The organism is Streptomyces sp. NPDC014734, from assembly GCF_043083325.1.
Lineage (GTDB): Bacteria > Actinomycetota > Actinomycetes > Streptomycetales > Streptomycetaceae > Streptomyces.
The window spans coordinates 312,300-335,741 of sequence record NZ_JBIBYN010000001.1; the positions used below are offsets into that span (position 1 = coordinate 312,300).

21 protein-coding genes are annotated in these 23,442 nt (G+C 71.0%); 6 read left to right on the plus strand and 15 right to left on the minus strand.

The genetic code is table 11. From position 1 onward, the window contains the following. Nucleotides 1-179: 179 nt before the first annotated feature. Both ACF1CT_RS01425 and ACF1CT_RS01430 read right to left on the minus strand, forming a co-directional pair. On the minus strand, nucleotides 180-926 hold the full coding sequence (locus ACF1CT_RS01425) for an ABC transporter ATP-binding protein (RefSeq protein ID WP_391781689.1): 747 nt from the start codon (nucleotides 924-926) through the stop codon (nucleotides 180-182). 2 nt (nucleotides 927-928) lie between these two features. Further along, on the minus strand, nucleotides 929-1,732 hold the full coding sequence (locus ACF1CT_RS01430) for an ABC transporter permease (RefSeq protein ID WP_391781690.1): 804 nt from the start codon (nucleotides 1,730-1,732) through the stop codon (nucleotides 929-931). A gap of 282 nt (nucleotides 1,733-2,014) precedes the next feature. Here ACF1CT_RS01430 and ACF1CT_RS01435 point away from each other — a divergent pair, with 282 nt between their 5' ends. From ACF1CT_RS01435 to ACF1CT_RS01445, 3 genes are all read left to right on the plus strand, one after another. Beyond that, nucleotides 2,015-2,323: a hypothetical protein gene (locus ACF1CT_RS01435; protein WP_391781691.1), complete on the plus strand. Its 309-nt coding sequence runs from the start codon at nucleotides 2,015-2,017 to the stop codon at nucleotides 2,321-2,323. 147 nt (nucleotides 2,324-2,470) lie between these two features. Further along, nucleotides 2,471-2,704 carry a hypothetical protein gene (locus ACF1CT_RS01440; RefSeq protein ID WP_391781692.1) on the plus strand — a complete coding sequence of 78 codons (234 nt, stop codon included), beginning with the start codon at nucleotides 2,471-2,473 and terminating at the stop codon, nucleotides 2,702-2,704. A gap of 966 nt (nucleotides 2,705-3,670) precedes the next feature. Next, nucleotides 3,671-4,648, plus strand: a complete 978-nt coding sequence (locus ACF1CT_RS01445; protein WP_391781693.1) for a terpene synthase family protein — start codon at nucleotides 3,671-3,673, stop codon at nucleotides 4,646-4,648. Between the two features lie 312 nt (nucleotides 4,649-4,960). On the opposite strand, the gene ACF1CT_RS01450 is transcribed toward ACF1CT_RS01445, so the two are convergent. Beyond that, nucleotides 4,961-6,490: a PucR family transcriptional regulator gene (locus tag ACF1CT_RS01450; RefSeq protein WP_391781694.1), complete on the minus strand. Its 1,530-nt coding sequence runs from the start codon at nucleotides 6,488-6,490 to the stop codon at nucleotides 4,961-4,963. 211 nt (nucleotides 6,491-6,701) lie between these two features. Here ACF1CT_RS01450 and ACF1CT_RS01455 point away from each other — a divergent pair, with 211 nt between their 5' ends. From ACF1CT_RS01455 to ACF1CT_RS01465, 3 genes are all read left to right on the plus strand, one after another. Continuing rightward, complete coding sequence (locus ACF1CT_RS01455) at nucleotides 6,702-8,210, plus strand: long-chain fatty acid--CoA ligase (protein WP_391781695.1); 1,509 nt, start codon at nucleotides 6,702-6,704, stop codon at nucleotides 8,208-8,210. A gap of 91 nt (nucleotides 8,211-8,301) precedes the next feature. Beyond that, nucleotides 8,302-9,723, plus strand: a complete 1,422-nt coding sequence (locus tag ACF1CT_RS01460) for an MFS transporter (protein ID WP_391781696.1) — start codon at nucleotides 8,302-8,304, stop codon at nucleotides 9,721-9,723. 192 nt (nucleotides 9,724-9,915) lie between these two features. Beyond that, the gene (locus ACF1CT_RS01465; RefSeq protein ID WP_391781697.1) at nucleotides 9,916-11,409 is read left to right on the plus strand and encodes a carboxylesterase/lipase family protein; all 1,494 of its coding nucleotides are present in this window, start codon (nucleotides 9,916-9,918) and stop codon (nucleotides 11,407-11,409) included. A 109-nt stretch (nucleotides 11,410-11,518) separates the two neighbouring features. On the opposite strand, the gene ACF1CT_RS01470 is transcribed toward ACF1CT_RS01465, so the two are convergent. The 12 genes from ACF1CT_RS01470 to ACF1CT_RS01525 all read right to left on the minus strand — a co-directional run bounded on the left by ACF1CT_RS01470 (nucleotide 11,519) and on the right by ACF1CT_RS01525 (nucleotide 23,253). Beyond that, a complete protein-coding gene (locus ACF1CT_RS01470) occupies nucleotides 11,519-11,734 on the minus strand; it encodes an EF-hand domain-containing protein (RefSeq protein ID WP_391781698.1) in 216 nt (71 codons plus the stop codon). A gap of 141 nt (nucleotides 11,735-11,875) precedes the next feature. Then, on the minus strand, nucleotides 11,876-12,484 hold the full coding sequence (locus tag ACF1CT_RS01475; protein WP_391782154.1) for an ADP-ribosyltransferase: 609 nt from the start codon (nucleotides 12,482-12,484) through the stop codon (nucleotides 11,876-11,878). Between the two features lie 133 nt (nucleotides 12,485-12,617). Then, entirely contained in the window at nucleotides 12,618-13,811 is a 1,194-nt protein-coding gene (locus ACF1CT_RS01480) for a beta-propeller fold lactonase family protein (RefSeq protein ID WP_391781699.1), read from the minus strand. Then, nucleotides 13,811-14,632: a polysaccharide deacetylase family protein gene (locus ACF1CT_RS01485; protein WP_391781700.1), complete on the minus strand. Its 822-nt coding sequence runs from the start codon at nucleotides 14,630-14,632 to the stop codon at nucleotides 13,811-13,813. The genes ACF1CT_RS01480 and ACF1CT_RS01485 overlap by 1 nt, the downstream gene beginning before the upstream one ends. 424 nt (nucleotides 14,633-15,056) lie before the next feature. Beyond that, nucleotides 15,057-15,572: an ATP-binding protein gene (locus ACF1CT_RS01490; protein WP_391782155.1), complete on the minus strand. Its 516-nt coding sequence runs from the start codon at nucleotides 15,570-15,572 to the stop codon at nucleotides 15,057-15,059. Between the two features lie 251 nt (nucleotides 15,573-15,823). Further along, on the minus strand, nucleotides 15,824-16,591 hold the full coding sequence (locus ACF1CT_RS01495; RefSeq protein ID WP_391781701.1) for an enoyl-CoA hydratase/isomerase family protein: 768 nt from the start codon (nucleotides 16,589-16,591) through the stop codon (nucleotides 15,824-15,826). Nucleotides 16,592-16,739: 148 nt separating this feature from the next. Next, nucleotides 16,740-17,990 (minus strand): Ig-like domain-containing protein, encoded by a 1,251-nt coding sequence (locus ACF1CT_RS01500; protein ID WP_391781702.1) that lies wholly within the window; start codon nucleotides 17,988-17,990, stop codon nucleotides 16,740-16,742. Between the two features lie 219 nt (nucleotides 17,991-18,209). Then, nucleotides 18,210-19,451 (minus strand): Ig-like domain-containing protein, encoded by a 1,242-nt coding sequence (locus ACF1CT_RS01505; protein ID WP_391781703.1) that lies wholly within the window; start codon nucleotides 19,449-19,451, stop codon nucleotides 18,210-18,212. Nucleotides 19,452-19,507: 56 nt separating this feature from the next. Then, nucleotides 19,508-20,170 (minus strand): response regulator, encoded by a 663-nt coding sequence (locus ACF1CT_RS01510; protein WP_391781704.1) that lies wholly within the window; start codon nucleotides 20,168-20,170, stop codon nucleotides 19,508-19,510. Between the two features lie 19 nt (nucleotides 20,171-20,189). Then, nucleotides 20,190-21,479 carry a sensor histidine kinase gene (locus tag ACF1CT_RS01515; protein WP_391781705.1) on the minus strand — a complete coding sequence of 430 codons (1,290 nt, stop codon included), beginning with the start codon at nucleotides 21,477-21,479 and terminating at the stop codon, nucleotides 20,190-20,192. Between the two features lie 48 nt (nucleotides 21,480-21,527). Beyond that, the gene (locus tag ACF1CT_RS01520; protein ID WP_391781706.1) at nucleotides 21,528-22,349 is read right to left on the minus strand and encodes an ABC transporter permease; all 822 of its coding nucleotides are present in this window, start codon (nucleotides 22,347-22,349) and stop codon (nucleotides 21,528-21,530) included. Between the two features lies 1 nt (nucleotide 22,350). Continuing rightward, nucleotides 22,351-23,253, minus strand: a complete 903-nt coding sequence (locus tag ACF1CT_RS01525) for an ATP-binding cassette domain-containing protein (protein ID WP_391781707.1) — start codon at nucleotides 23,251-23,253, stop codon at nucleotides 22,351-22,353. Between the last annotated feature and the right edge of the window lie 189 nt (nucleotides 23,254-23,442).

Below are 23,442 nucleotides of genomic sequence, written 5' to 3' on the forward strand. Positions count from 1 at the left end.
GAAGGCACGGCGCGGGCACGAAGGGTGCGGAGGGTGCGTCGCGGGATCGTGCTCCGGGCGGATTCTGCGGCACGTCCTCGGCCCTCGGCCGGCCCATCACGTTCTTGATCGGGCCGGGCGGGACAGCTTTCAGGTGCTGTGGCCGGGACCGATGGTGGGTGTGCGCATGGTGATGCGGGTCAGCGGATGCCCGCGTCGGCCGCTTCCAGCAGTTGGAAGAACCCGGCTTCCACGTCTCCGTCGATGGCCAGTCCGGCCAGGGGGCCTTCGTACTGTGTACGGCCGGACGCCAGTACCTGCACCTTGTCACAGACTTGGGCGACCTCTGCCAGTTGATGGCTGGCGATCAGTACGGCTACTTCTTGGTCTGCCAGGGAGCGGATGATTCCACGCATTTCGCGAATGCCGATGGGGTCGAGCCCGTTGGTGGGTTCGTCGAGGACGATCAGCCGCGGCCTGGCGAGCAGTGCCACGGCGATGCCCAGCCGCCAACGCATACCGAGGGAGTACGCGCCTACTTTCCTTCCTCGGACCTCGGTCATCTTGACCAGCTCCAGTGCCGGATCGATCCATTCCGGTGGTACACCGCGCAGTTTGGCGTGCAGTCTCAGCGTCTCGTCCGCGGTCAGGGTCGGCCACAGTCCGGGGACTTCGATCAGCGCTCCGACATCGGCCAATGATTCCCGGCCGACCGGCTTGCCGAAGAGTTCGATTGTTCCTGACGTCGGTCGTTGCAGGCCGAGCAGCGCTTTCATGAGGGTCGTTTTGCCGGCACCGTTCGGTCCCAGCAGGCCGTAGACCTCTCCGGCCGCGACTGTGAGATCCACGCCGTCCAGCGCACGGTGGGAACCGTAGTGTTTGTGCAGGCTTCGGATCGTGAGTGCGGGTGTGATCAGGGCTTCCGGCGCGGCCGGTGTCGCGGTCATGTTCAGATCTCCTTGCGGCGCATGTGCATGCTGCCGATGACCAGCAGGACCGCGGTCAGTACGGCGGCCAGGCCCACGGCGAGCGGAATGGCTGACATCGCGGTCACCGGACTGTCCTTCGGGAGCGGCACCCCGTTGGGGCCGATACCGGCGAGCGGCAGCACCACTCTCATGGGCCAGGCGAACGGGACGGCGTACCAGAAGACCTTGTCCGAGACGAGGGCCCCGCACAGCAGGCCCGCGACTCCCACGCCGATGCTGGGGCCCATGCCCCACACCACCGCGACCAGCACCGCCAGGGCCGTCATCGACAGACCGACCAGCCAGGGCAGGTACACCGCCGCGGCCACCGTCCCCAAGGACCCGGGAAGGCGTCCGCTGATCAGGGCTCCGAGGGAGAGCATCGCCAGCAGCACGGTGGAGGAGACAAAGCCCAGCACCCCCAGGGCGGCCACCTTGCCGATGAAGTAGCGCCCGCGCGGCACACCGTACGAGAGCAGCAGCCGCCAGGCGTCCTGGTCGGCGCGGACCGTGAGTGCCGCAGCCAGCCCGGCGGTCATCGGTACCAGCACACCCCAGAATTCCAGGGTCACGTTGCGGAACACCTCGAAGGTCTGTCCCGCCTTCGCCTCGGACGAGCCGAGGGCGCCGAGGAAGAGGGGAACCGTGATGATGACGGGGGCGAGGAGGTGGTACCAGGGAACGAAACCTCGCTTGTTGCGGGCGAGTTCCGTACCCACCACCGTCACCAGCGAAGGGTTGTCACGAAGCCCCGGAAGGGGTGGGGCCGCCATGTCGTACGCCATGTGTGCTCCTTGCCTGACCGCTGTCGGTTACAGAAGGTACGTAGCGGCGGCACCCGGCGGGGTTCACGATCGGGGACGCCCCGCCCCGCCCGGCAGCCCCCGGGCAGTTGACGGGCGGCTGGCGACGGCTGGCGGAGGACTGCCGAGTGCCTGCCAATCACACCGCCGGGAGGAGCACCCCGCGGCACCCGAATGGGAGTGTCGGGAGCACCGCCGGACATCGGCCCCTTGGCGAGGGACCCCTGGCCGGAGGCGGCCAACCACCGTCAGGGAGGAACGTTCATGAAGACACTCCGCCGCACGTTCGCCGTCGGGATCGCGGCCCTCGCGCTCGGGGGCCTCGCCCCCACCGCCTCCGCCGTCCCGGGCACGGCCCGTGCGACCGTCACGCGCGAGATCGCCGTCATGAAGACCTGGCACGCCACGGTGCAGTGCCAGATCGTCCGCATCAGTGACAACCACGTCGTCGGGTACGACCGGGCCGACGGCACGGGCAACACCGAGCAGGCGGCCATCAACGACGCCGCACGTAACATTCCGGTCCCGGCCGGCCACTACAAGCGCCATTGCGACGCCAAGCGCACCTGGTAACCTCGGCAAAAGGGGGCGAACCACTTCGCCCCCTTTGTCGACTCGTTCCTCCTTCTCCTTCCACCTTCTCCTCCTTTCCCGTTTTTTGTCCGTGCTTCCTTTCCTTTCCTTTCCCTTCCTTTCTTCCGCCGATCAGGGACGTGAGCAATGCCTGAGAATCCGAGTGTCTGGGAAGTTCGGCTGGGCATGTACGCCACTCCGCAACAGGCCGAGGAAATCAAGGAACGCATCGCCAGACTCCTCTGCTCGGACCCCGACCACGCCCCGCCGTGCCCGATTCCGTGGTCGGTATCGCTTCTTCACGGTGCGGGACCCGGCGACGACGATCCGTACCCCGAGCTGGTCGAACAGGCCGAGGCGGAGAAGCACCTCCGCCCGTAGCCCCGCGTTCCGCGCCCCTGCGCCTCCGTTCTCCCCGACCCGCCCCTGCCCTCTGTCCTCTGTCCTCTGTCCTCTGTCCTCTGTCCTCTGAGCGAGTGAGTCGGGAGCCCGGGCCGAAGGCTGCCCGCGGCGCGGCGCGCCGGACACGGTCCCGACGATCCGCGCACCGGGCCGACAGCAGCGGTCCCGGCGGCTCGACAGTCGATGGCGCATGGCAACCTTCCCCGGCACGCCGCGACTTGGCCGCACAACGCGTCGCGACGAACCGGCCGGCTCCCGTCGGCGCCGACCGACACGGCTGCCCTGCCATGCGGACCTGCCAGGGGTTGTCAGGGGACTGTCTGACGGGACCCCAGCCGGGTCCCGTCAGGCAGTCCGGGGCGTTGTTCGAACAGCCGCGCCGGAACGTACCCGCTGGAAGGAATCTGCCGGGACGAGCCTGCCGGGGCCGCACGGCTTCGGGCGGCTGATTCGCTTCCCGGAGTCCGTCCGAAACCGTCGGAAGCCCGGCCGCAACAGCGCAAACTGGCCGTTTTTCTCAGGGGTCGTCGAGGGCGGAACGGCCGAAACGAAGTGTGGGACAAGAGACCACCAACCACTCAAAGACGTTCACTCACTCCCGGCAGTCACACATTTTCAGTCACACATGACTTCCCTCTCCCCTCCACAGGGGGTTGACTGGGGATCACGCATGGTGATGCCGCCGTCCTGAGCCATGGGCTCTTGCCAGTGTGCGCCAACGCGCCCGGCCACGATGCCCTGAATCCCCGGCGGAGGAGAGTGAGCAGGGATGACCGCACCATTCCGCAGGGCACTTCTGTGTCCGCGGACGGGCATCGACGGCAACCCGCCCCTCCATGCGTACCCGCGCCGAAGCGTGAATTCGATCGGCTTCCGATCTATCGTTCATCCGCATTGTCTCGATGAGGGGCACCAATGAGCCAGATTGCGCTGCCAAAGTTTCATATGCCGTTTCTGAGTGCCGGTTGTAATCCCGGCATCGAGGAGACCAGGAAGGCCGCCTGGGAATGGGCCGAATCCCATGGCCTCGCGCTCTCCCCGACGGCCCGGAAGAAGATGATCCGGACCAGGCCCGAACTCTGGATATCTCTCATTTTCCCCACGGCTTCGCAGCAGCATCTCGACCTCTTCTGCCAGTGGCTCTTCTGGGCATTTCTCGTGGACGACGAGTTCGACGACGGCCCGGCCGGCCGCGATCCGCTCATGTGCGAGGCGGCGATCGAACGACTGGTCGACGTTCTCGACGGCGGACCACCGCGCGTCCCCATGGAACACGCGCTCGCAGGGCTGCGGAACCGGACGTACCAGGACCGCTCGGCCCGCTGGATCCGGCAGTTCCGCCGGGACACGGTCGCCTGGTTGTGGACCTACTACGCGGAGGCCGTGCAGCGGGCCGCCGGACAAGTACCGAGCAGAGCCGATTTCGTGAAGCACAGACGGGATTCGGTGGCCATGCAGCCTTTCCTGGACCTGCATGAGATCACCGCCGGAATCGACCTGCCGGAATACGCACGCAGCCTTCCCGCGTACATCGCACTTCGCAATGCCGTCACCGACCACTCAGGACTCTGCAACGACATCTGCTCCTTCGAGAAAGAAGCTCTGCTCGGTTACGAGCACAATGCGGTACGGCTCATTCAGCGCGATCGCGGATTCACCCTCCAGGAAGCCGTCGACGAGGCCGGGTTACAACTCGGAAGGACCGCGGAACGAGTACGGAGCGCCGAGCGGGAACTGGTCGAACAGATGGCGGCGGCCGGAATCGAGGGGCCCACCCGGGCCGCCCTGGAACAGTGCGTGCGCGACTACCGCGGCCTGGTCCGGGGCGACTTCGACTACCACGCCCGTGCGGAGCGTTACACCCGTCCGGATCTGGTGGAGGTCGACGAACGGGACACGCTGTCCCAGTTCTTCGCCGCCTGACCGGCCTCCCGGTCACGGCAGGAAGCCGGACAGCAGGAAGCCCGACGGCGCGAGGCCGGACGGCAGGAAGAGACGAGAACGGGGAACGGAGGGGCGTGGGAACGGAGATCCTGCGGGTGGCTCCGGGCCTCTCCGGTCCGCCCGGCTCCCGGCTCTCCCTCCGCTCGCCGCTCCTCCGCTTCCGCCACGGCTCCCGCGCCGTCCGCGCCGCCCGCCCTGCCCGCGTCGTAGCGGAGCCACCAGGGCTTTTCGGCGACGCGGCAAGGTCCCGTGCGGGGCGGCGCCCGCCCGCGCGGAATGGTCGGACACGGCCTACCGGTCCTGTCGGGCGCCGTCCGGGCCACCGGGGCCGGGGGTGCCCGAGCCGTCCTCCGACGGGCCCCGTCGGTCGTCCGTACCACTCAGTGGCAGCGCCCTCAGGGCCAGCGCCCAGCCCAGCCGTGCGTCGCCCGAGTCGGGCGACCGACCGGTGAGTTCGGCGATCCGGCCGATGCGGTTGAGGACCGTGTTGCGGTGGCAGTAGAGCCGCTCGGCGGCGCGCGCGGCCGAGCATCCGCTGTCGAGCCAGACCCGGAGCGTGCCGAGCAGCGTGTCCCGTTCGGCCGCGGTGTCGAGGACGGCGCCCAGGTGTACGGCGACGATGCGCTCGGAGATCTCGGGCCGTCCCACGAGAAGGGCCTCCGGCAGTCGGTCGTCGAACGATGCCACCTCTCCGCTGCCGACGGGCAGTGTGCGCAGGGCCTGTTCGGCGAGGCGCAGGGCGGAGCCCGCCCCGGAGAGCCGGTCGAACTCGGGTGACACCCCGGCGGTGGCACCGGTGCGGTGGCGCAGGAGGTCGAGCAGTACGCCGGTCTCCCCCGCGGCGAGCCGCACGATGCCCGCGTACCGGCCCGACCGGGGCCGCCAGAAGGACCAGATGCCGTGGTCGTCGAGCACGGGTGCCGGGTTCGGAGGCGCGGCCGGGTCCTGAGCGGCGGCGACGACGACGTATCGGTCGTGGACGGGCACACCGAGCGCGGCGGAGGCCGACGCCGCGACGGCCGGGTCGGTGCCGCGGCCGTCGAGCAGTGCCTCGAAGAGCGCGACGCGGCGGGTGTCCTGGCGGCCCTGCATCTCCAACCGGGTCAGCCGGTAGGACTCCGCCATCACCAGGGAATAGCGGTCGATGGTTTCCCACACGGCGCCCGCCATGTCGAGTTCGGTGTCCCGGTCGCCCGCTGCGGCACCCATGGCGTCCCCGGTCCCCCGCGCCCGTCCGTCGTCCGAAGCGACCGCCGGACTCCCGGCCCGGACATCGGCCCCGGCCCGCTCACCGCCCCCGGCCGGAACCTCGCGCCCGTCCCGGTGTGCACCATCCGTCCGGGCCACCCCGGCCGCCCCGGTCCTCCCGGCCGCCCCGGCCGCCCCCGTTGCCCTGGCAGCCCTGGTCGCCCGCAGGTGCTCCGTCATCACCTGCCACATCACCCGGCCGCCGCGCCGGTACGCCTGGAGCACGGTGTCCAACGGCACGTTCTGCTCCGCACGCCGCCGTCCCGTCTCGCGGGCCGCGTGTTCGAAGTCGCCCTCGCTGGGCGGCAGTCCGCCGAAATCCTCCAGCGCGCGCAACAGGTTGTCCCGGCAGATCTCCCGCAGGTCGTCACGGCTGACGGGCATGCCGGAGGCATAGGTGTCACTGTGCGCGTGGATGTCGGCGACCACCCGCCGGGTGAGCTCGTCGATCTCCGGGACGATCGCGACGGCCAGTGCCCGTCTCAGTTCGCCGTCGTCGCCGTCACGGCCGTCCTCGCCGTCATCGCGGCGACGGCCGGGGGGTCGGCTCCCGGCACGGTGGTATTCCGCCATCCCCGAAGGTTAGAACCTTCCCCCGGGTGAATCCAGAGACGGCGGTGTGTAGGCAGTTGCTCAGGCGGACGCTTTGCCGCGTCCGGCCCCAGGGGCCAATGCCCAGGTGAACGACACACATGGTGGGCATCTGCACATTGTGCCGAGAAGGGGCGTCGGCTGATTCTGAGCAGCACCAGCCTTGTGAACGCCATGTTTCCCGGAGCGTGTCATGTTTCTCAGCGTCGCCTCTGTCCTCGGCGAATCGGCCCGCACACACCCCGACCGTGTCGCCGTCGTCGATCCCGGCACACGGCTGACCTACCGCGAGTTGTGGGCCCGTGCGCTGCGGTGTGCGGGCGCGCTGCGGGCGTCCGGGGTGCGGCCGGGCGACAGGGTGGCGGTGTTGCTGCCGAACATGACGGACTTCCTGTACGCGTACTACGGGGCGCTCGCCGCGGGGGCGACGGTCGTCCCGGTGCACGGGCTGCTGGTGGCCGAGGAGGTGGCGTACGTGCTGCGGCACAGCGGCGCCTCCGCGCTGATCAGCGATGGTCCGCTGTGGCCGGTCGCCGAGGAGGGGGCGCGGGCCGCCGGGGTGCGGGCCGTGCGCGGTGTGCCGACGGACGGCGAGGCGCTGTCGGCTCCGGAGCCCGCGGCCCCGGACGCCACGGCGGTGATCCTCTACACCAGCGGGACGACGGGGCGGCCGAAGGGAGCCCTGCTCACCCATCTCAACATCGTGATGAACGCGTCCGTGGTCACCCACGACCTGCTGGGCCTGCGCCCCGACGACGTGGTGCTGGGCTGTCTGCCACTGTTCCACAGCTATGGGCAGACCTGTGCCATGAACGCGACGCTGCGGGCGGGCGCGACGCTGGTCCTGATGCCCCGCTTCACCGGTGCGGGCGCCTTGGACCTGCTGGCCGCCGAGGGGGTGAGCGTGTTCATGGGCGTACCGACGATGTACCACGCGCTGGTCGAGGCGGCGGCGCGGGCCCCCGAGGCGCTGGTGGAAGCGACCTGCCGTTACCGCCTGCGCGCGGCGGTCTCGGGCGGTGCCGCGCTCCCCGTCGCGGTGCTCGAACGCTTCGAGGCGGCCTTCTCGACCCGGGTCCTTGAGGGGTACGGACTGACCGAGACCTCGCCGGTCGCCACGTTCAACCAGCCCGGTTCCGGTCGTCGCCCCGGCACGGTCGGGCATCCGGTGTGGGGAGTGGAGATCGGGGTGGCGGACGCCGCGGTGGAGGATTCCGTGGTGCTGCTGCCGGACGGCGAGGTGGGCGAGGTCGTGGTGCGCGGCCACAACGTCTTCGCGGGATACCTGGACGACCCCGGGGCGACGGCGGCCGCCGTGGTCGACGGCTGGTTCCGCACCGGGGATCTCGGCGTGCGGGACGAGGACGGCTTCCTGCGCATCGTCGACCGGAAGAAGGACCTGGTCATCCGGGGCGGTTTCAACATCTACCCGCGCGAGGTCGAGGAGGTGCTCGTGCGCCACCCGTCGGTCTCCGAGGTGGCGGTGATCGGTGTGCCGGACGAGGCACGTGGTGAGGAGATCTGTGCGGTCGTGGTGCGGCGCGCGGACGCCGACGCGGTGACGGAGGAGGATTTGATCGCCTGGTCCCGGGACCGGCTCGGACGGCACAAGTATCCGCGGATCGTGCGGTTCGCCCCGTCCCTTCCGCTCGGCCCGACCGGCAAGGTCCTCAAACGGGCGCTGACGGACCCCGCTTCCTGATCCGCCCGGATTCCCTCCGACACCCACCGCCCTCTCCGACATCCGGGGACCGTTCCGACGCCCTGACCCACGAAGACCGGAGCAACCCGCCATGACCGCTCCCGCGCCTCCCGCCGCCCCGCCCGCGGACAGCGGACCGCACGATCAACGGCCGTCCTTCAGTGAGAAGTCGAGTTTCCTCGCAGGCAACTTCGGCAACGTCCTGCTGTCCACCACCATCAGCTCGTTCCTGCTGCTCTACCTGACCGACGTGCTGGGCCTCGCGGCAGCGGCCGTCGGCACCCTGCTCCTGGTCGTGCGGGTCGTCGACAGCCTCATCGACCCGTTCGTCGGGTATGCCGTCGACCATCTCCCCGAGACCCGTCGCGGCCGGTTCCGCACGTATCTGCTCGTCGGCGGTGTGCTCGGCGGTATCAGCTTCGCGGCGCTCTTCCTCGCCCCGGCGTTGCTGCCCGCGCCGTTGGCCGTCGCCTGGATCGTCTACCTGCTGTGGGGGTTCGCCTACCCGACGATGGACATCCCGCTCAACTCCCTGTTGCCCGTGATGACGTCGGACCGGTCGGAGCGCGGGAAGCTGGCCGCGGTGAAGGGCTTCACCTATCTCACCGGCGGTGTGATCGTGGTCGCGGGGACGCTGCCGGTGGTCGGTTCGTTCGGCTCGGAGCGCACGGGCTGGCTGATCTGGGCGACGTCGCTGGCCGTCGTGTCCGTCGTCCTGACGGCGATCGCGGCGCTGGGCGTGCGGGAGCGGGTGCGGCCCACGCGTACCGACCGCTACGGGGTGCGCGACCTGCTGCGGATCTTCATCGGCGGCAGGCCGGTGCCCGTGCTGCTGACGGCGAAGGTGTCGACCGCGGCGGCCAGTGCGGCGATGCTCGCCACGATGCCCTTCTACTTCCTCTACAACGTGGGCGAGGAGGGCCTGATGAGCGTGGCGGCCCTCGTGATGATGGTCCCGATGGCCGCGGGCAGTGTGATCGCCCCCGTGCTGGCACGCCGCTTCGGCGGGAAGCCCGCCTATCTCGGAGGGCTGGTGGTCGCCGCGCTCGGCAACGGCGCGATGCTGTTCGCCCCGTACGACATGGTCCCCGTGATCATGGCCTGTCTGGCCTTCGCCGGCCTCGGCATGGGAACGGCGACGACCCTCAACTACACGTTGCTGGCCGAGCTGACCGACTACGTCGAATGGCGGCACGGGCATCGTGCCGAGGGCGCGCTGGCCTCGCTCGCCTCGTTCGCCGCCAAGGCGGGCGGCGGGCTGGGTGGTGCGGCCACCGCGTACTGCCTGGGCCTGTTCGGTTACGTCGCCCGTGCCGACCAGTCGGAACGGGCGCTCGACGGCATCCGTTTCGCCCAGGGCGGCATTCCGCTGGCGCTGATCGTGCTCGGTGGTCTGGTGTTCCTGGCGTATCCGATCGATCGCCGGGTTTCGGCGCGGATCGCGGACGAACTCGCCGTGCGGCGCGCGGTGGCCCCGGTCACGCGGCCGGGCGAAGGGAGTGGGCGTCGATGAGCCGAAGCACGACGGCGACGGCGCGGGGCCGAACGAGTTCCACCGGGTCGGCACGGCCCCGGACCGGGTACGTATCACCTCACCGGTGTCGGTGAGGTGCCGCACCCCGACGTCCTCCTCACCCATCACCCGTCCGGCCCGTCTGCCGTCGCGCTCGCCGGACCCACCCGCACCGCGGAAGGACCGAAGCCCATGTCTGCCGTTCTCCCTCCGATATCCCCCGTTTCCGAGGATTCCTTGCTGGTCGGCACCGTCCACGGGACGGTGCGCGGCGCACGGGAACGGGGGGTCGCGGTCTTCCGCGGCATCCCGTACGCGGCCGCGCCGGTCGGTGCCCGCCGCTTCCGGGCACCCGAGCCGCCGGAGCCCTGGGAGGGGGTGCGCGACACTGTGGCGTTCGGGCCGACCGCGCCGAAGCGCCCCTACTCCCCGCCGCTGGACCGGTTGCTGCCCGACCCCGACGTGGCCGGGGACGACTGGCTCAACCTGAACGTGTGGACCCCTTCACCGGCGGCGACCGGGCTGCCCGTCCTCGTCTGGATACACGGCGGTTCGCTGCTGCACGGTTCGTCGTCCGTGCCGCTGTACGACGGGACGGCGTTCGCCCGCGACGGGGTGGTCCTCGTCTCGGTCAACTACCGTCTGGGCATCGAGGGGTTCGGGGTGTTCCCGGACGCGCCGGCCAACCGGGGGCTGCTCGATCAGGTGGCGGCGCTGACCTGGGTGCGGGACAACATCGCGGCGTTCGGCGGCGACCCGGACCTGGTCACGGTGTGCGGCGAGTCGGCGGGGGCGATCAGCATCGCCGCGCTGCTGGCCGCGCCACGCGCCGAGGGCTTGTTCCGGCGGGCCGTGCTGCAGAGCGGGGCACCGAACGCGCTGTCCCCGGCCGCCGCCCGCCGCACCACGGAGTTGATCGCGAAGCGGCTGGGTGTGGCGGCGACGGCCGCCGCGCTGGCCTCGGTGGATCCAAAGGCGCTGCTGGCCGCGCAGACCGAGGTGACGTCCGGCGGGTCCCCGCTGACCGGAGGGAACGCGTTCCAGATCGTGGTGGATGGCGATCTGCTGCCCCGTGACCCGTTGGAGGCCCTGCTGGACGGTGCCGCGTCCGGGGTCGATCTGCTGATGGGGTCGAACAGCGAGGAGTACCGGCTCTGGTTCGTGCCGAGCGGGCTCACGGAACGGCTGTCGAGGACGAAGCTGCGGTTGGCCCTGCTGAAGTTCGGGGTGCCGGGGGCCACGGAGCGCACGTACCGCGCCAACCGGCCGGACGCCACCCCGGGTGAGCTGCTCGGGGCGCTCGCCACCGATCTGCTGCTGCGCGTCCCCCTGAACCGGGTTGCGGACGCCCGTGCCGGTGCCCCGGGAGGCACCCGTCTCTACGAGTTCGGCTGGCCGTCCCCCGTGCTGGGGCTCGGCGCCTGTCACGCGCTGGAGATCGCTTTCGTCTTCGACACCCTGGACCACCCGGACGCGGTGGCCCTGACCGGACCTGACGCCCCGCAGGGGCTCGCCGACGCGATGCACACGGCGTGGGTGCGGTTCGCCGCCACCGGTGACCCGGGCTGGCCCGCCTGGGACGCGTCGCGTCCGGTGATGGGGTTCGGTCCGGGCGCCCCGGCCCTGGTGCGCGCCCCGCGCGACGAGGAACTGCGCGGCTGGGCGCCGTACCGGGGGAAGCGCTGACGACGGAGACGGACGCGCGGGCAGGGAGTGTCCCGGAACCCCGGTGAACCCTCCCGGTCACAGCACCGGGCACCGGCCCCCTGTCACGGGGACCGGTGCCGGTCGGTTGTCAGCCCTTGTTCCGCGACGCCCAGAACTCGTCGAACGTCAGCAGGCCGTCGCCGTTGGTGTCGTGCGCGTTGATGACGGCCTGGGCCACCGGCTCGGTGACGTGGGGGTCGCCGAGCTGGGCCATCACGCTCTTGTACTCGGCGGCCGTGATCAGTCCGTCGCCGTTCAGATCGAACCGCTCGAACGCCTTGCGTGCCGACTCGATGTCCGCCACAGTTCCGCCCCTTCGTCATGCCTGACCAGTGCCTGACCAGTGCCTGGTTGAGGTGGTCAGATTATCGGGCGGGACGGGTGGTGCTCGCGTCGGCCGGACGGCTCCGGCGCGCACCGCCCCGGGGCGGGGACACCGGCGGGGTCAGTGGCGCCAGGGCCGGTAGTGCGGGTTGTCGACGCACTTGCTCATGACCTCGGTCTTGGTCGCCGGGTCGATCGGACAGGCCCCGACGATGAACGTCCGGTCGACTCCGCCCGGGAAGGCGACCTCCACCTGGTCGGCGTACTTGTGGGTGTCGCCGATCGTCTTGTTCACGTCGACGCCGCCGGGAGCGTCGATGTAGTAGTTGAACGCGGCCTTCCAGCGCTTGTACAGGTCGTGGTCGTACGTGGTCGAGACGAAGGGCGAGGGCTGGTTGACGAGGACGTACTTCTCCACGTCGTACTGGCCGTAGGCGATGTCCCGGGCGTGGAAGCCCTCGTCGAAGACGGTCTCGGGGCCGCGGCCGTCCGCCCGGTAGAGCTGGCGGCAGTCGTCGCGCCAGGCGGGCCGCGGGGTGATCCGGCCGACGTCGACGGGGTCGGCGGCGGCGAAGAGGTGGTCGGTGACGACCGGGCAGCCGCCCGGCTTGAGGGCGGCTGCCGCGGGGGCGGCGGCGGGTGCCGCCTCGGTGGCGGCGGCCGGGAGGAGCGCGGCGGAGAGGGCGAGGACGACAACTGCGGCCCGGCGCCGCAGACGAGAAGTGATCATCATGTTGGTCACTGTCCCGGGAATGCGGCGCCGGGCCGTGGAGTGTCATCCGATGGTGAGCGGGTCCGCCGGAGGGTTGACGCCGCGTCGCCCGGGGCCGCCGGAGCCGTGCCGGGTGGCGGTCCCCGTCAGGTCAGCGGAAGACCCCGGTGTGGCCGAGCGAGTAGCGGCCGGGCTGCGGGTAGACGGCGAGACCGTGCGGGCCGCTGCCCACCGGGATCCGGGCGAGCTGTTTTCCGCTGGCGGTGTCGATGGCGTACACCTCGGAGTTGTAACGGCCGCTCAGCCAAAGGACCTTGCCGTCGGTCGAGACCCCGCCCATGTCGGGGCTGCCGCCGTTGGGCAGCCGCCACTTCTTCGCGAGTCTGCGCTCGGCGAAGTCGAAGACGGAGATGGTGCCCTCGCCGCGGTTGGAGATGTACATCTCCTTGGAGTCCCGGCTGACGTAGAGACCATGGGCCCCCTTGCCGGTGGGCAACAGCTTCGGGGCGGTGAACTTCTTCCCGTCCAGCACCCACACCCCGTTCGCGATCATGTCCGCGATGTAGAACGTGCCGCCGTCGGGCGACAGCTTCACGTCCTGCGGCATCGCGCCGTGCAGCGGCAGCTTCTGCTTCGCGACGACCTTCATCCCTGCCGTGTCGACCTTGAGGAGTTCGCCGGAGAACTCGCAGGAGACGATGAAGTACCGGCCGTCCGCGGAGAAGTCGGTGTGGTTGACCCCGGCGCAGTCGACCGGGACGGTCTTGGCGATCTTCATGGTGTGGGCGTCGCGGAAGACCAGTTGACGGTCCATCGAGGCCATCACCACCGCGTACTTGCCGTCCGGGGTGAAGTAGAGGTTGTACGGGTCGGAGACCGGCACCGCGCGGCCGACCTTCCCGGTGGCGGGGTCGATGGGGGTGAGGCTGTCGCCGAGGTCGTTGTTGACCCAGAGGGTCTTCAGGTCCCACGACGGGACGACGTGCTGGGGCTGGCGGCCGACCTTGATGGTCCTGACGACCTTGTACGTCGCGGGGTCGATCACGGAGACCGTGTTGGAGTTGGTGTTGGGGACGTACACGCGGGGCGGGAAGTCCTTCACGACCGGGGACAGCTTTCCCGGCCGGTCGGCGGCGTAGACGTCCTTGGCGTCGAGGACCGGGGGCATGCCGGGCAGTCCCGGCCGCGCGGGTGGCGCGACCCGTTCCTCGGCGGTGGGCGGGGCGGCGGCCTCGCTGCCGACGGCCTGGACGTTCTTCTGGCCTGCCGGGGTTCCGCAGCCGGTGAGGGCGGCGAGGAGGAAGCCCCCGAGCAGGGCGGCGGTGTGTCTCGTGGAGGGAAGCATCAGGTCAGCAGCTCCGTGGTCGTCACCGCGCGCAGTCCGCGGCGGTCGATTTCGGTGAGGAGGAGGGGCAGGGCGGCGACCGTGTCCGGGTAGCCGAAATGCAGGCTCACCACCGATCCGTCGCGGATCTCGCCGGTCACCTTGCGGATGACGGCCGCGGCGCCGGGGGAGGTGAAGTCGAGGGAGTCCACGTCGTAGGAGAGGACGTGCGGGTAGCCCGCCCGGGCGGCGAGCCGCCGGACGAGCGGGGTGGCGTCCCGCGTGCGCGAGGGCCGGAACCAGGTACCGACGGAGCCGGTGAGCCGGCGCAGCCGCTGGGCGCAGTCGTTGATCTCCGCGTAGGCGTCGGCCTCGCCCAGCGAGGAGATGTCGATGTGGTGCTGGGTGTGGTTGCCGAGGTCGTGGCCGCCGTCGAGGACGCGGCGGGCCATGTCGGGGTGTTCGTCGAGCCAGCTTCCGACGGCGAGGACGGTGATCCGGGCGTGGGCCCTTTCGGCCTCGGCCAGTACGGTCCGGGCGATGGCGGGGTCGCCCTGGCCGTGGAAGGTGAGGGCGACGCGCGGGCGGTCGCGGGGGCCGTGGTCGATCTGGACCGGCAGGCCGGGGAAGCGGTGCGGTGCGGGCGCCGGGCGCGGAGCCGCGGTACGACCGGACGCGGTGGCGGCGCTCTTCGGGCTCGGCGGGTCCGTGGCGGACCCGGCCGACGTACCGGTGGTGGCCCGGTGGTCCGCGCATCCGGCGGCGAGGGCACCGGCCAGCGCGGCGCCCGCGCCCGCGCGCAGGGCACTGCGGCGGCGCACCGGCCTGTCGGAGACGTTCATGTACAGAAACAATAGGGGCGAAACGGTCAGAACATAACAATTTATACATACGACCAGAGCGAATGATTCATGCTGCCGACTCAATAAATATTCATGCTTTTCCAGGCAAGTGACCCATTACACCTGCGATTCACTGAAGGAATGAGCATAAATACACAGAGATCTACCGTTTTGCACCTTTGGCGGTGAGGTCGCCCGTCTGCCATAGTCGGTGACACGACCGCAACGACCCGAGCCGGTTGTCACAAGCGGCCGTGAACACACCCCCCATTTCACGGCCCCCGCACAGCGGCCCCCGAAGTGCCCCACCACGGCAGACCGGGGGCCTCTGTGCGTCCGGAGCACCCCGGCGCGGACGGGGCGCCGCACGCCGAACGCGCGCCCGGATCCCGCACCCGGATCCCGCGCGCCGTCCGGGCGGGTGTCAGCGGTCGGAGATCCGCATCTCGAACCAGGTGGTCTTGCCCCGGGGCAGCAGATCCACCCCCCACCGGTCGGACAGCTTGTCGACGAGGAAGAGTCCGCGCCCGCTGATGTCCATCTCCTGGACGGGCATCAGGCACGGCAGCCCGCGCGAGGGGTCGCGCACCTCGATCCTGATCCAGCCCCGACGGCGCAGCATCCGTAATCCGAAGACCCGGGCACCGGTGTGCCGCACGGCATTGCCGACGAGTTCCGAGACGAGCAGCACGGCGTATTCCGCGATCTGCGGGGTGAGCGCCCAGTGCCGGAGCACCACGCCTGAGGTGAGCCGTCGCGCGGTGGCCGCCGACTCCGGGCGGGACGGCAGCCGGACCTCTCCGTCCGCCGGATTCCCGAACAACTCCAGCGCCTTGAACGCCTGTTCGTCCTCGCTACCGGACGCCCAACGTGCCGCCGTCGCACCCCCGCGCGGTCGCGGCTGCTCCACACCCTCCAGGCCCGCCATGCAGACCATCATGACCGCAGGGAGAGCGCCCCGGGGCCGTTCCCGGAGAATCAGCGCTCCGGAACGCATCACTCCGAGGAAGGCTTTCGGCATATGCCTTTGGTATTGAATGGCTCGCGGTACCGCCTCTGACCTGCGCGCATCATCGACCCGGGAGACATCACCCGTGCGTCGGGGCGGCCGGGCCCCAGGTCTCCCCCGGGGCCCGGGCAATCCGCCCGCATGGATGAACCCGCGTCATCCTGTGCCCAACTGTCGTTCGGTCAGAGGAATTTGGCCTTGCCCGGCCCGTCCTCCACGAAGCTGCTCATGCCGCGCTCCCGGTCCTCGGTGGCGAACAGCCCGGCGAACCAGTTCCGTTCGATGGTGAGCCCCGTGTCGATGTCCGTCTCCAGCCCCGCGTCGACGGATTCCTTGGCCGCCCGCAGTGCGAGAGCCGGGCCCTTGGCCAGCGCGGCGGCCCAGGCGTGCGCCTGCTCGTACACCTCGGCGGCGGGCACCACGCGGTCCACCAGACCGATCGTCAGGGCCTCCTCGGCCCGGACGTGGCGACCGGTGAAGATCAGGTCCTTGGCCCGGGAGGGACCGACGAGACGGGCGAGCCGCTGGGTGCCGCCGGCGCCGGGGATCAGCCCGAGCAGGATCTCCGGCTGGCCCAGCTTGGCGTTGTCCCCGGCGATCCGGAAGTCGGCGCAGAGCGCCAGTTCGCAGCCGCCGCCCAGCGCGTAGCCGGTGACCGCGGCGACGACCGGCTTGGGGATGCGGGCCACCGCGGTGAAGGCGTCCTGGAGCGCCTTGGACCGTACGACCATCGCCGTGTGGTCCATCGCCCGCATCTCCTTGATGTCCGCGCCCGCCGCGAACACCTTCTCGCCGCCGTAGAGGACCACGGCGCGCACGTCCTCGCGCCGGGTCGCCTCCTCGGCGAGTTCGCGCAGCCCGTCCTGGGTCGCCACGTCCAGGGCGTTCATGGGCGGTCGGTCCAGCCGGATCGTGCCGACGCCGTCGCTTGCTTCGAGGGTTACGGTCATGGGAGGAGGTTAAACGAGCCGGGGAGCGACGGGACGGGTGGAGCCCGTCCCGTCGCTCCCCAGCCCGTGGCCGACGCCAACGGCCTCGACGACGGCGGGCCCGGCGCTGTCGCAGCGCCGGGCCCGTCCGCGTCACGTGTGCGGAGTGCTACTTGATCCACTCCGACCAGGACATGTTCCAGCCGTTCAGACCGTTGTCCGGCTGGATCGTCTTGTCGTGCGAGTTCTTCACGACCACCACGTCGCCGATGAGCGAGTTGTCGAAGAACCAGGCCGCCGGGGTCTTCTTGCTCCAGGCGCCGCGGACGTCCTGCAGGCCGACGCAGCCGTGGCTGGTGTTGCTGTTGCCGAAGATGCCCGAGCCGCCCCAGTAGTTGCCGTGGAGGAAGGTACCGGAGGTGGACAGCCGCATGGCGTGCGGGACGTCCTTGATGTCGTACTCGCCGCCGAAGCCGACGGTGTCGCCGTTCATCCGGGTCACCTTGAGCTTCTCGCTGATGACCATCTGCCCGTTGTACGTGGTGGTCGCCGGGGCGCCCGCCGAGATCGGGATGTCCCTGATCTCCTTGCCGTCACGGACGACCTTCATCCGGTGCGTCTTCGCGTCGACGGTGCTGACCTGGCTGCGGCCGATGGTGAAGGAGATCGTCTTGGCCTGCTTGCCGTAGACGCCCGGCCGTCCCTCGACGCCGTCGAGGTTGAGCTTCACGGTCACCTTGGTGCCCGCGGCCCAGTAGTTCTCCGGACGGAAGTCGAGGCGGTCGTTGCCGAACCAGTGGCCCTCGATCGGCACGGACGGCTCGGCGGTCACCTTGATGGCGTTCTCGACCGCGGCGGGATCGGTGATGCCGCGGGTGAAGTGGATCGAGACGGGCATCCCGACACCGACCGTGGAACCGTCCTCCGGGGTGTACTGCCCGATGAAGGTGTTCTGCGGGACCAACGTCGTGAAGCTGGTGTCCTTCGCCGACTCACGGCCCTTGGCGTCCTCGGCCACGGCGTGGACCTTGTACTTGGTCGCCGCGGCCAGGTGCTGATCGGGCACCCAGCTCGCCCCGTCGGCGGCGATCTTCCCCTCGACCTCGGTGCCCTTGGGGTCGGAGACCTTGACCGTGGTCAGCTTCCCCTGGCCGGCCGAGATCTTCAGTGCCCCGCTGGTGGCGACGGATTCCGCCCCGTCCTTCGGCGCGACGTCCACCACCGCCTGCGACGCGCTGGTGTCCTCCACCTTCGCGCCGCCCTTGCCGTCCCGGCCCGCGCCGGCGGTGTCGTCCCCGCCGCACGCCGTCACCAGCATCAGCATCGCGCCCACGACCAGAGCCAGCGGCCCGGTGGCTCCGCGCCCGCGTCGTCCGCCGCTCGCCCCGGCCGATGTCCCCGATATCGGCTGCCCGTTCAAAGTGCTCGTCTCCCCTCGCACGGCCCGGCCCCGCCAAGGCCCCGGAGCCCGCAGGCCCCGCCCCCACGCGCTGCACCTGCGCGCTCAGCGAAAGATAATCACACTGATCACACCGAAAAGATCCCGTGGATGTCACCGTTCAGTCCCAACTTGTCCCGGGGAGCCCACCGGGTACGGAGCGGGGGCGGGGAACGGGCGTCCGGGCCGCTGTCCCCGGATTCAGCGAAGGGCCGATCCTGCCTTCCACCGGGCCCAGTCGAGGTTCCAGCCGCCGAGACCGTCGTCCGGTGCGACGACCCGCTTGCCCGCGGAGTTGACGACCTCGATCACATCGCCGACGAGGGTCCGGTCGAAGAACCAGCCGGCCGGGGTGCCGCTCCCGCCGCCGCGCACGTCGCGCAGGCCGACAGAGCCGTGGCTGACGTCGGACGAGCCGAAGACCCCCCGGTCCGACCAGTAGTCGCCGTGCAGGAAGGTGCCGGAACCGGTGAGCCGCAGGGCGTGCGGCACGTCCTTGATGCCGTACTCCCCGCCGAGGCCGGCCGTGCGGCCTTTCAACCGGGTCACGTCGTACATCTCGCTGACCACCATCCTGCCGTTGTACGTGTCCTTTCCCGGGCGCCCCGCCGTGATCGGGACCGTGGAGACGAGCTGGCCGTCGCGGCGGACCTCCATCGTGTGCGCTGCCGCGTCCACCAGGGACGTCTGGGAACGGCCCACCCTGAAGGAGACCGTCCTGTCCTGGCTGCCGTACACGCCGGGCGCCCCCTCCACGTCGCGCAGCCGCACCCCGACGGTGACCTCGGTTCCCGGCGCCCAGTGGACGGCCGGGCGGAAGTCGAGCCGTTTGTCGCCGAACCAGTGCCCCACCACCTCGGCGGGCGGTTCGGCGGACACCCGGACGGCCCGCTCCACGGCCGGACGGTTGCTGACCGGCCGGCTGAAGACGAGGGAGACGATCATTCCGGTGCCGACCGTGGACCGGTTCTCCGGTGTGAGGTAACCGATGAACCGGTGCTCGGGCACCATGGTGGTGAAGGTGGTGTGCCGGGCGGCGCGGTGCCCGGCGGCGTCCACGGCGACCGCGGCGACACGGTACTTCGCGGCGAGGGCGAGCCGCCCCGCGCCCTTCGACGGTGTCCAGGACCTGCCGTCGCGCGCGATCCGGCCGGGCACCTCCTGACGACGCGCGTCCTCGACCCGGACCACTTTCACGCTCTCCAGCCGCCCGTCCGGAACCCTCACCTCCACCCGGTCGTCGGGGCCGATGTCCCGCGCGTCGTCCCGGGGAACGATCGAGATCGCCTCGTGCGGCGGTCGCCCCTTGCCGGCGGAGGAGCCTGCGCCGGTGCAGCCGCCCAGCAGGGCAAGTGCCGCCAGCACGGCCGGCACGACGACGAGTCCTGTCCATGTCGGCACGGTGGCCGGGTGCGCCACCGTCCGCTTCGCTACGTGGTTCACGTCCACCCCAACGACGGGGGCCGCCCGGGGCAACGTGGACGCGGCCCCGTCGGGGATCAGGGAACGGGCCCGAGGATTCCGCGGTCGTAGCCGATCGCGACGGCGGCGGCCCGGTCCTTGGCACCGAGCTTGGCGAAGACATGGGTGAGGTGCGTCTTCACGGTGGCCTCGCTGATGAACAGCTCGGCGGCGATCTCGCGGTTCGGGGTGCCCTTCGCCACGAGTTCGAGCACCTCGCGTTCCCGGGCCGACAGCGAGTCGCCGCCCGGCGCCGACGCGGGGGCGCGCACCCGTGAGACGAGGCGGGTGGCGACGGCGGGCGCGAGGACGCTGCGGCCGTCGGCGGCGGCGCGGACGGCGTTGAACAACTCCTCGCGGGGCGCGTCCTTGAGCAGGTACCCGGTCGCCCCGGCCTCGATGGCGGGCAGGGTGTCGGCGTCGGTGTCGTAGGTGGTGAGGACGAGTACCTCGGCCCGGGCGCCCCGCCGGGTCAGCTCGGCGATGGCGGCGACCCCGCCGCCGCCCGGCATCCGCAGGTCCATCAGCACGACGTCCGGGTCGAGCCCGGCCACCAGGTCGACGCCCGCCGGCCCGTCCGGCGCCTCCCCCAGGACGCGGAAGCCCGGCGCCGAATCGAACATGCCGCGCAGACCGTCCCGTACGACGGGATGGTCGTCGACGACGACGAGCGTGATGACACGTGTGGGTTCCTCAGCCATGGCAGGCCAACCGTACTGGTCACCGGCCGCCCCGGACCAGCGGCACCAGGGCGCGGACCGCGGTGCCGCGGCCGGGCTCCGCCTCCACCTCGACGGTGCCCGCGACGCGTTCGGCGCGTGCCCGCATGCCGCCGAGACCGAAACCGCCCGCCCTGCCGGACGGGGGCAGGGCCGCGGGGTCGAAGCCCCGGCCGTCGTCACGTACGTCCAGGCAGAGTTCACCGTCCATGAACGACAGGGTGAGGCCGACGCGTGAGGCCGACGCGTGGCGGCCGACGTTGGCGAGGGCTTCCTCGGCGATCCGCAGGAGCGTGGCGGCGGTCTCGTCGTGGACCCGTTCGACGGTTCCGGTGACGGTGAAATCGGCACGGACGCCGTGCCGTTCCGTCCACGCGGAGACCGTCTTCTTCAACGCACCGGGAAGGTCGTCGTGTTCCAGCGCGCCGGGGACCAGGTCGTGGACCGAGCGGCGTGCCTCGCCCAGGCTGTCCCGGGCGAGGGTGGCGGCCCGGTCCAGGTGCTGCCGGGCCAGTCCCGGATCGCTGTCGGCGACCGAGGTCACCGCCTGGAGCTGGGCGATGATGCCGGCGAGTCCCTGCGCGAGCGTGTCGTGGATCTCCGCGGCGAGCCGTCGCCGCTCGTCGGCGACGCCCGCCTCACGGGCCTGGACGAGGAGTTGGGCATGGAGCGCGGCGTTCTCCGCGAGAGCCTGTTCGAGGCGGGCGTTGGCCGTCTCCAGCGCGCTGATGGTGTCGGTCTGGGAACGGAGGTGATCGGCCTCCCGGTCGGCGATCTGGGCGAAGACCATGGTGACCGTCACGTGCACGGCGAGGAGGATGCCGAAGGCCAGCCAGTTCATGACGGTGGCCGGGGGAAGGCCGCTGCCGCACTGCGCGCCGGCCAGGATCACGGCGGTGGTCCACAGCCCGGCGCGGACCGCCGGTTTCGGGAGCAGCCGGCCGGCGTCGAAGTAGCCGAGCACGGCGAAGACGGAGAAGAACGGGTTGCACCAGGTCAGCGCGAAGGCGAGCACCGTGCGGGCGCAGAAGTAGCCGATCGCCGCCCGGCTTCCGGCCTCGGCGGTACGTGCCGCCCGCCCCCACCAGAGCTGGAGGGCGAGCGCCGCCGGGACGAGCCCCGCCGTCGCGTACACCTCCGGCCGGGACATGATGGCGTCCGCGATCACCGCCGTGACCGCCGTGCTCAGGCCGAGCAGGACGTACGGCCCGTACCGGAGGAACCGTTCCCACCACTGGGCCGCCGTCGTCGGTACGGCCCGCCCCGTTCCCGTCTTCTCCCCCGTGTCCATGGACGAAGTGTCTCCCGCGTCCACGCACGCGGGACGCCCCGGGAACGGTCATTCCCACCGGAAGAGGCGGGTCGCCGACAGGGCCGCCGCCGCGGTCCACAGCAGGATCACGCCCAGCGGGACGAAGCCGGGCCAGCCGCCGGACGCGGCCCGGTCCAGTGCCTGCGAGGCGGCACCGAACGGAGTTGCCTGGACGATGTGACGCAGGGTGCCGGGCATGGCCTGGACCGGGATCCACACCCCGGCGGTGAACATCATCGCCAGGTAGAGGACCGTTCCGATGGCGGAGGACGCCCTGGCCGTGCGGGAGAGCGCGCAGAGCAGTGCGCCGAGGGCGAGCACGCTCGCCGTCGCCAGGAGCAGGGCCAGGGCGTAGCCGAGGAGCTGTCGGGGCAGCCGGACACCGAACACGGCCCGGCCGACGGCCATGGCCAGGACCGCCGAACCGAGGGCCGCGGCGCCGTGCAGCACCATCTGCGCGGTGAGCAGGGCGGACGGCCGGACCGGGGTGGTCGACATGCGGCGCAGGATCCCGCGTTCCCGGTAGCCGGTGAGGACCGGCGGCATGGCCTGGAGTCCCGCCATGATCATGGCGAGCAGCACCGCCACCGGGACGTACAGGTCGATGACCCGGCGTCCGCCGAGCGTCTCGTCGGGGTCCCGGAAGGACGGGATCAGGCCGAGGACCGTCAGCAGCACGACCGGGAAGCCGAGGATCCAGAAGAGGCTGCCGGGTTCGCGGAGGAAGAGCCGGGTCTCGGCCCGGAGGACCGCCGCCCACGGGGTGGCGCTGTGTCCGGCCCCGGCGCCTTCCGCCGGGTTCGCGGGGGTCGGGTGGTTCACCGGGCTCGCCGGGTTCACCGCTGTCATGTCAGGCCGCCCGTTGCGTGAGGTCGAGGAAGGCGTCGTCCAGAGTCGCCTCGCCGACGCGGAGCCGATGTGCGGTGACGTGGTGACGGGCCAGCAGCGAGATCACCGCGTTCGCCGTCTCGTCGGTGCCGTTGATGACGATCCGTCCGTCCTTCCGTTCCACCGAGGTCGCTCCGGGCAGCGCGTCCAGCTCGGTGTCGTCAAGGGGCCGGGACGGGGCGAAGGAGATGACCGTGGACGTGCCGGCCCTGCTGATCAGGCCGGACGGGGTGTCGAGGGCGACGACCCGGCCGCGGTCGATCACGGCGACGCGGTCGCAGAGCCGCTGGGCCTCCTCCATGAAGTGGGTGACCAGAAGGACCGTCACGCCGCTGTCGCGCACGTCCTCGATGAGCTTCCAGGTGTCCCGGCGGGCCCGGGGGTCGAGGCCGGTGGTCAGTTCGTCGAGGACCACGACCCTCGGATTGCCGACCAGTGCGAGCGCGATGGACAGCCGCTGCTTCCGGCCGCCGGACAGCCTGGCGAACCGGGTGCCCAGGGAGGTGTGCAGACCGAGGCGTTCGGCAAGGGCGCGCCAGTCGCCCGGTTCCGGGTAGAAGGCGCTGTACAGTTCCAGCGCCTCGGCGACGGTGATCTTGGGCTGGAGTTCGCTCTCCTGGAGCTGGGCGCCGAGCAGCCGGGTCACCCGGTCGCGGTCGGCCACGGGGTCCAGGCCCGCGACACGGATGGTTCCGGTGTCGGGGACCCGCAGCCCCTCGACGCATTCGACGGTGGTGGTCTTGCCCGCGCCGTTGGGGCCCAGGATGCCGAAGATCTCCCCCTGGTCGACGGTGAAGCTCACCCCCTCCACCGCGGGACGCCCGGCATAGGCCTTGTGCACCCCGTCGACTTCGATGATTGCCATGTCACGAGGATCGTGACGGGACGCCCGGCGCACCATCGGCCATCGCGCTCGAAGGGGCATCGGCCGATCGGTTGATGCCGGGTACGACCTGTGGCGCGCGCGACCGGCGGCCGAAACCGGAGCCGGGGCCGGAATCGGGGCCAGGACCGGGGCCGGAATCGGGGCCGGGACCGGGCCTCTCCCGAGCCG

Excerpts from the sequence above, each read along its gene's own strand:
- ACF1CT_RS01520 (WP_391781706.1), bottom strand. The coding sequence starts at position 22,349 with ATGACAGCGGTGAACCCGGCGAGCCCGGTGAACCACCCGACCCCCGCG.
- ACF1CT_RS01480 (WP_391781699.1), bottom strand. The coding sequence starts at position 13,811 with ATGCTTCCCTCCACGAGACACACCGCCGCCCTGCTCGGGGGCTTCCTC.
- ACF1CT_RS01495 (WP_391781701.1), bottom strand. The coding sequence starts at position 16,591 with ATGACCGTAACCCTCGAAGCAAGCGACGGCGTCGGCACGATCCGGCTG.
- ACF1CT_RS01485 (WP_391781700.1), bottom strand. The coding sequence starts at position 14,632 with ATGAACGTCTCCGACAGGCCGGTGCGCCGCCGCAGTGCCCTGCGCGCG.
- ACF1CT_RS01445 (WP_391781693.1), top strand. The coding sequence starts at position 3,671 with ATGCCGTTTCTGAGTGCCGGTTGTAATCCCGGCATCGAGGAGACCAGG.
- ACF1CT_RS01440 (WP_391781692.1), top strand. The coding sequence starts at position 2,471 with ATGCCTGAGAATCCGAGTGTCTGGGAAGTTCGGCTGGGCATGTACGCC.
- ACF1CT_RS01435 (WP_391781691.1), top strand. The coding sequence starts at position 2,015 with ATGAAGACACTCCGCCGCACGTTCGCCGTCGGGATCGCGGCCCTCGCG.
- ACF1CT_RS01430 (WP_391781690.1), bottom strand. The coding sequence starts at position 1,732 with ATGGCGTACGACATGGCGGCCCCACCCCTTCCGGGGCTTCGTGACAAC.
- ACF1CT_RS01465 (WP_391781697.1), top strand. The coding sequence starts at position 9,916 with ATGTCTGCCGTTCTCCCTCCGATATCCCCCGTTTCCGAGGATTCCTTG.
- ACF1CT_RS01475 (WP_391782154.1), bottom strand. The coding sequence starts at position 12,484 with ATGATCACTTCTCGTCTGCGGCGCCGGGCCGCAGTTGTCGTCCTCGCC.
- ACF1CT_RS01450 (WP_391781694.1), bottom strand. The coding sequence starts at position 6,490 with ATGGCGGAATACCACCGTGCCGGGAGCCGACCCCCCGGCCGTCGCCGC.
- ACF1CT_RS01525 (WP_391781707.1), bottom strand. The coding sequence starts at position 23,253 with ATGGCAATCATCGAAGTCGACGGGGTGCACAAGGCCTATGCCGGGCGT.
- ACF1CT_RS01460 (WP_391781696.1), top strand. The coding sequence starts at position 8,302 with ATGACCGCTCCCGCGCCTCCCGCCGCCCCGCCCGCGGACAGCGGACCG.
- ACF1CT_RS01455 (WP_391781695.1), top strand. The coding sequence starts at position 6,702 with ATGTTTCTCAGCGTCGCCTCTGTCCTCGGCGAATCGGCCCGCACACAC.
- ACF1CT_RS01515 (WP_391781705.1), bottom strand. The coding sequence starts at position 21,479 with ATGGACACGGGGGAGAAGACGGGAACGGGGCGGGCCGTACCGACGACG.
- ACF1CT_RS01490 (WP_391782155.1), bottom strand. The coding sequence starts at position 15,572 with ATGATGGTCTGCATGGCGGGCCTGGAGGGTGTGGAGCAGCCGCGACCG.
- ACF1CT_RS01425 (WP_391781689.1), bottom strand. The coding sequence starts at position 926 with ATGACCGCGACACCGGCCGCGCCGGAAGCCCTGATCACACCCGCACTC.
- ACF1CT_RS01510 (WP_391781704.1), bottom strand. The coding sequence starts at position 20,170 with ATGGCTGAGGAACCCACACGTGTCATCACGCTCGTCGTCGTCGACGAC.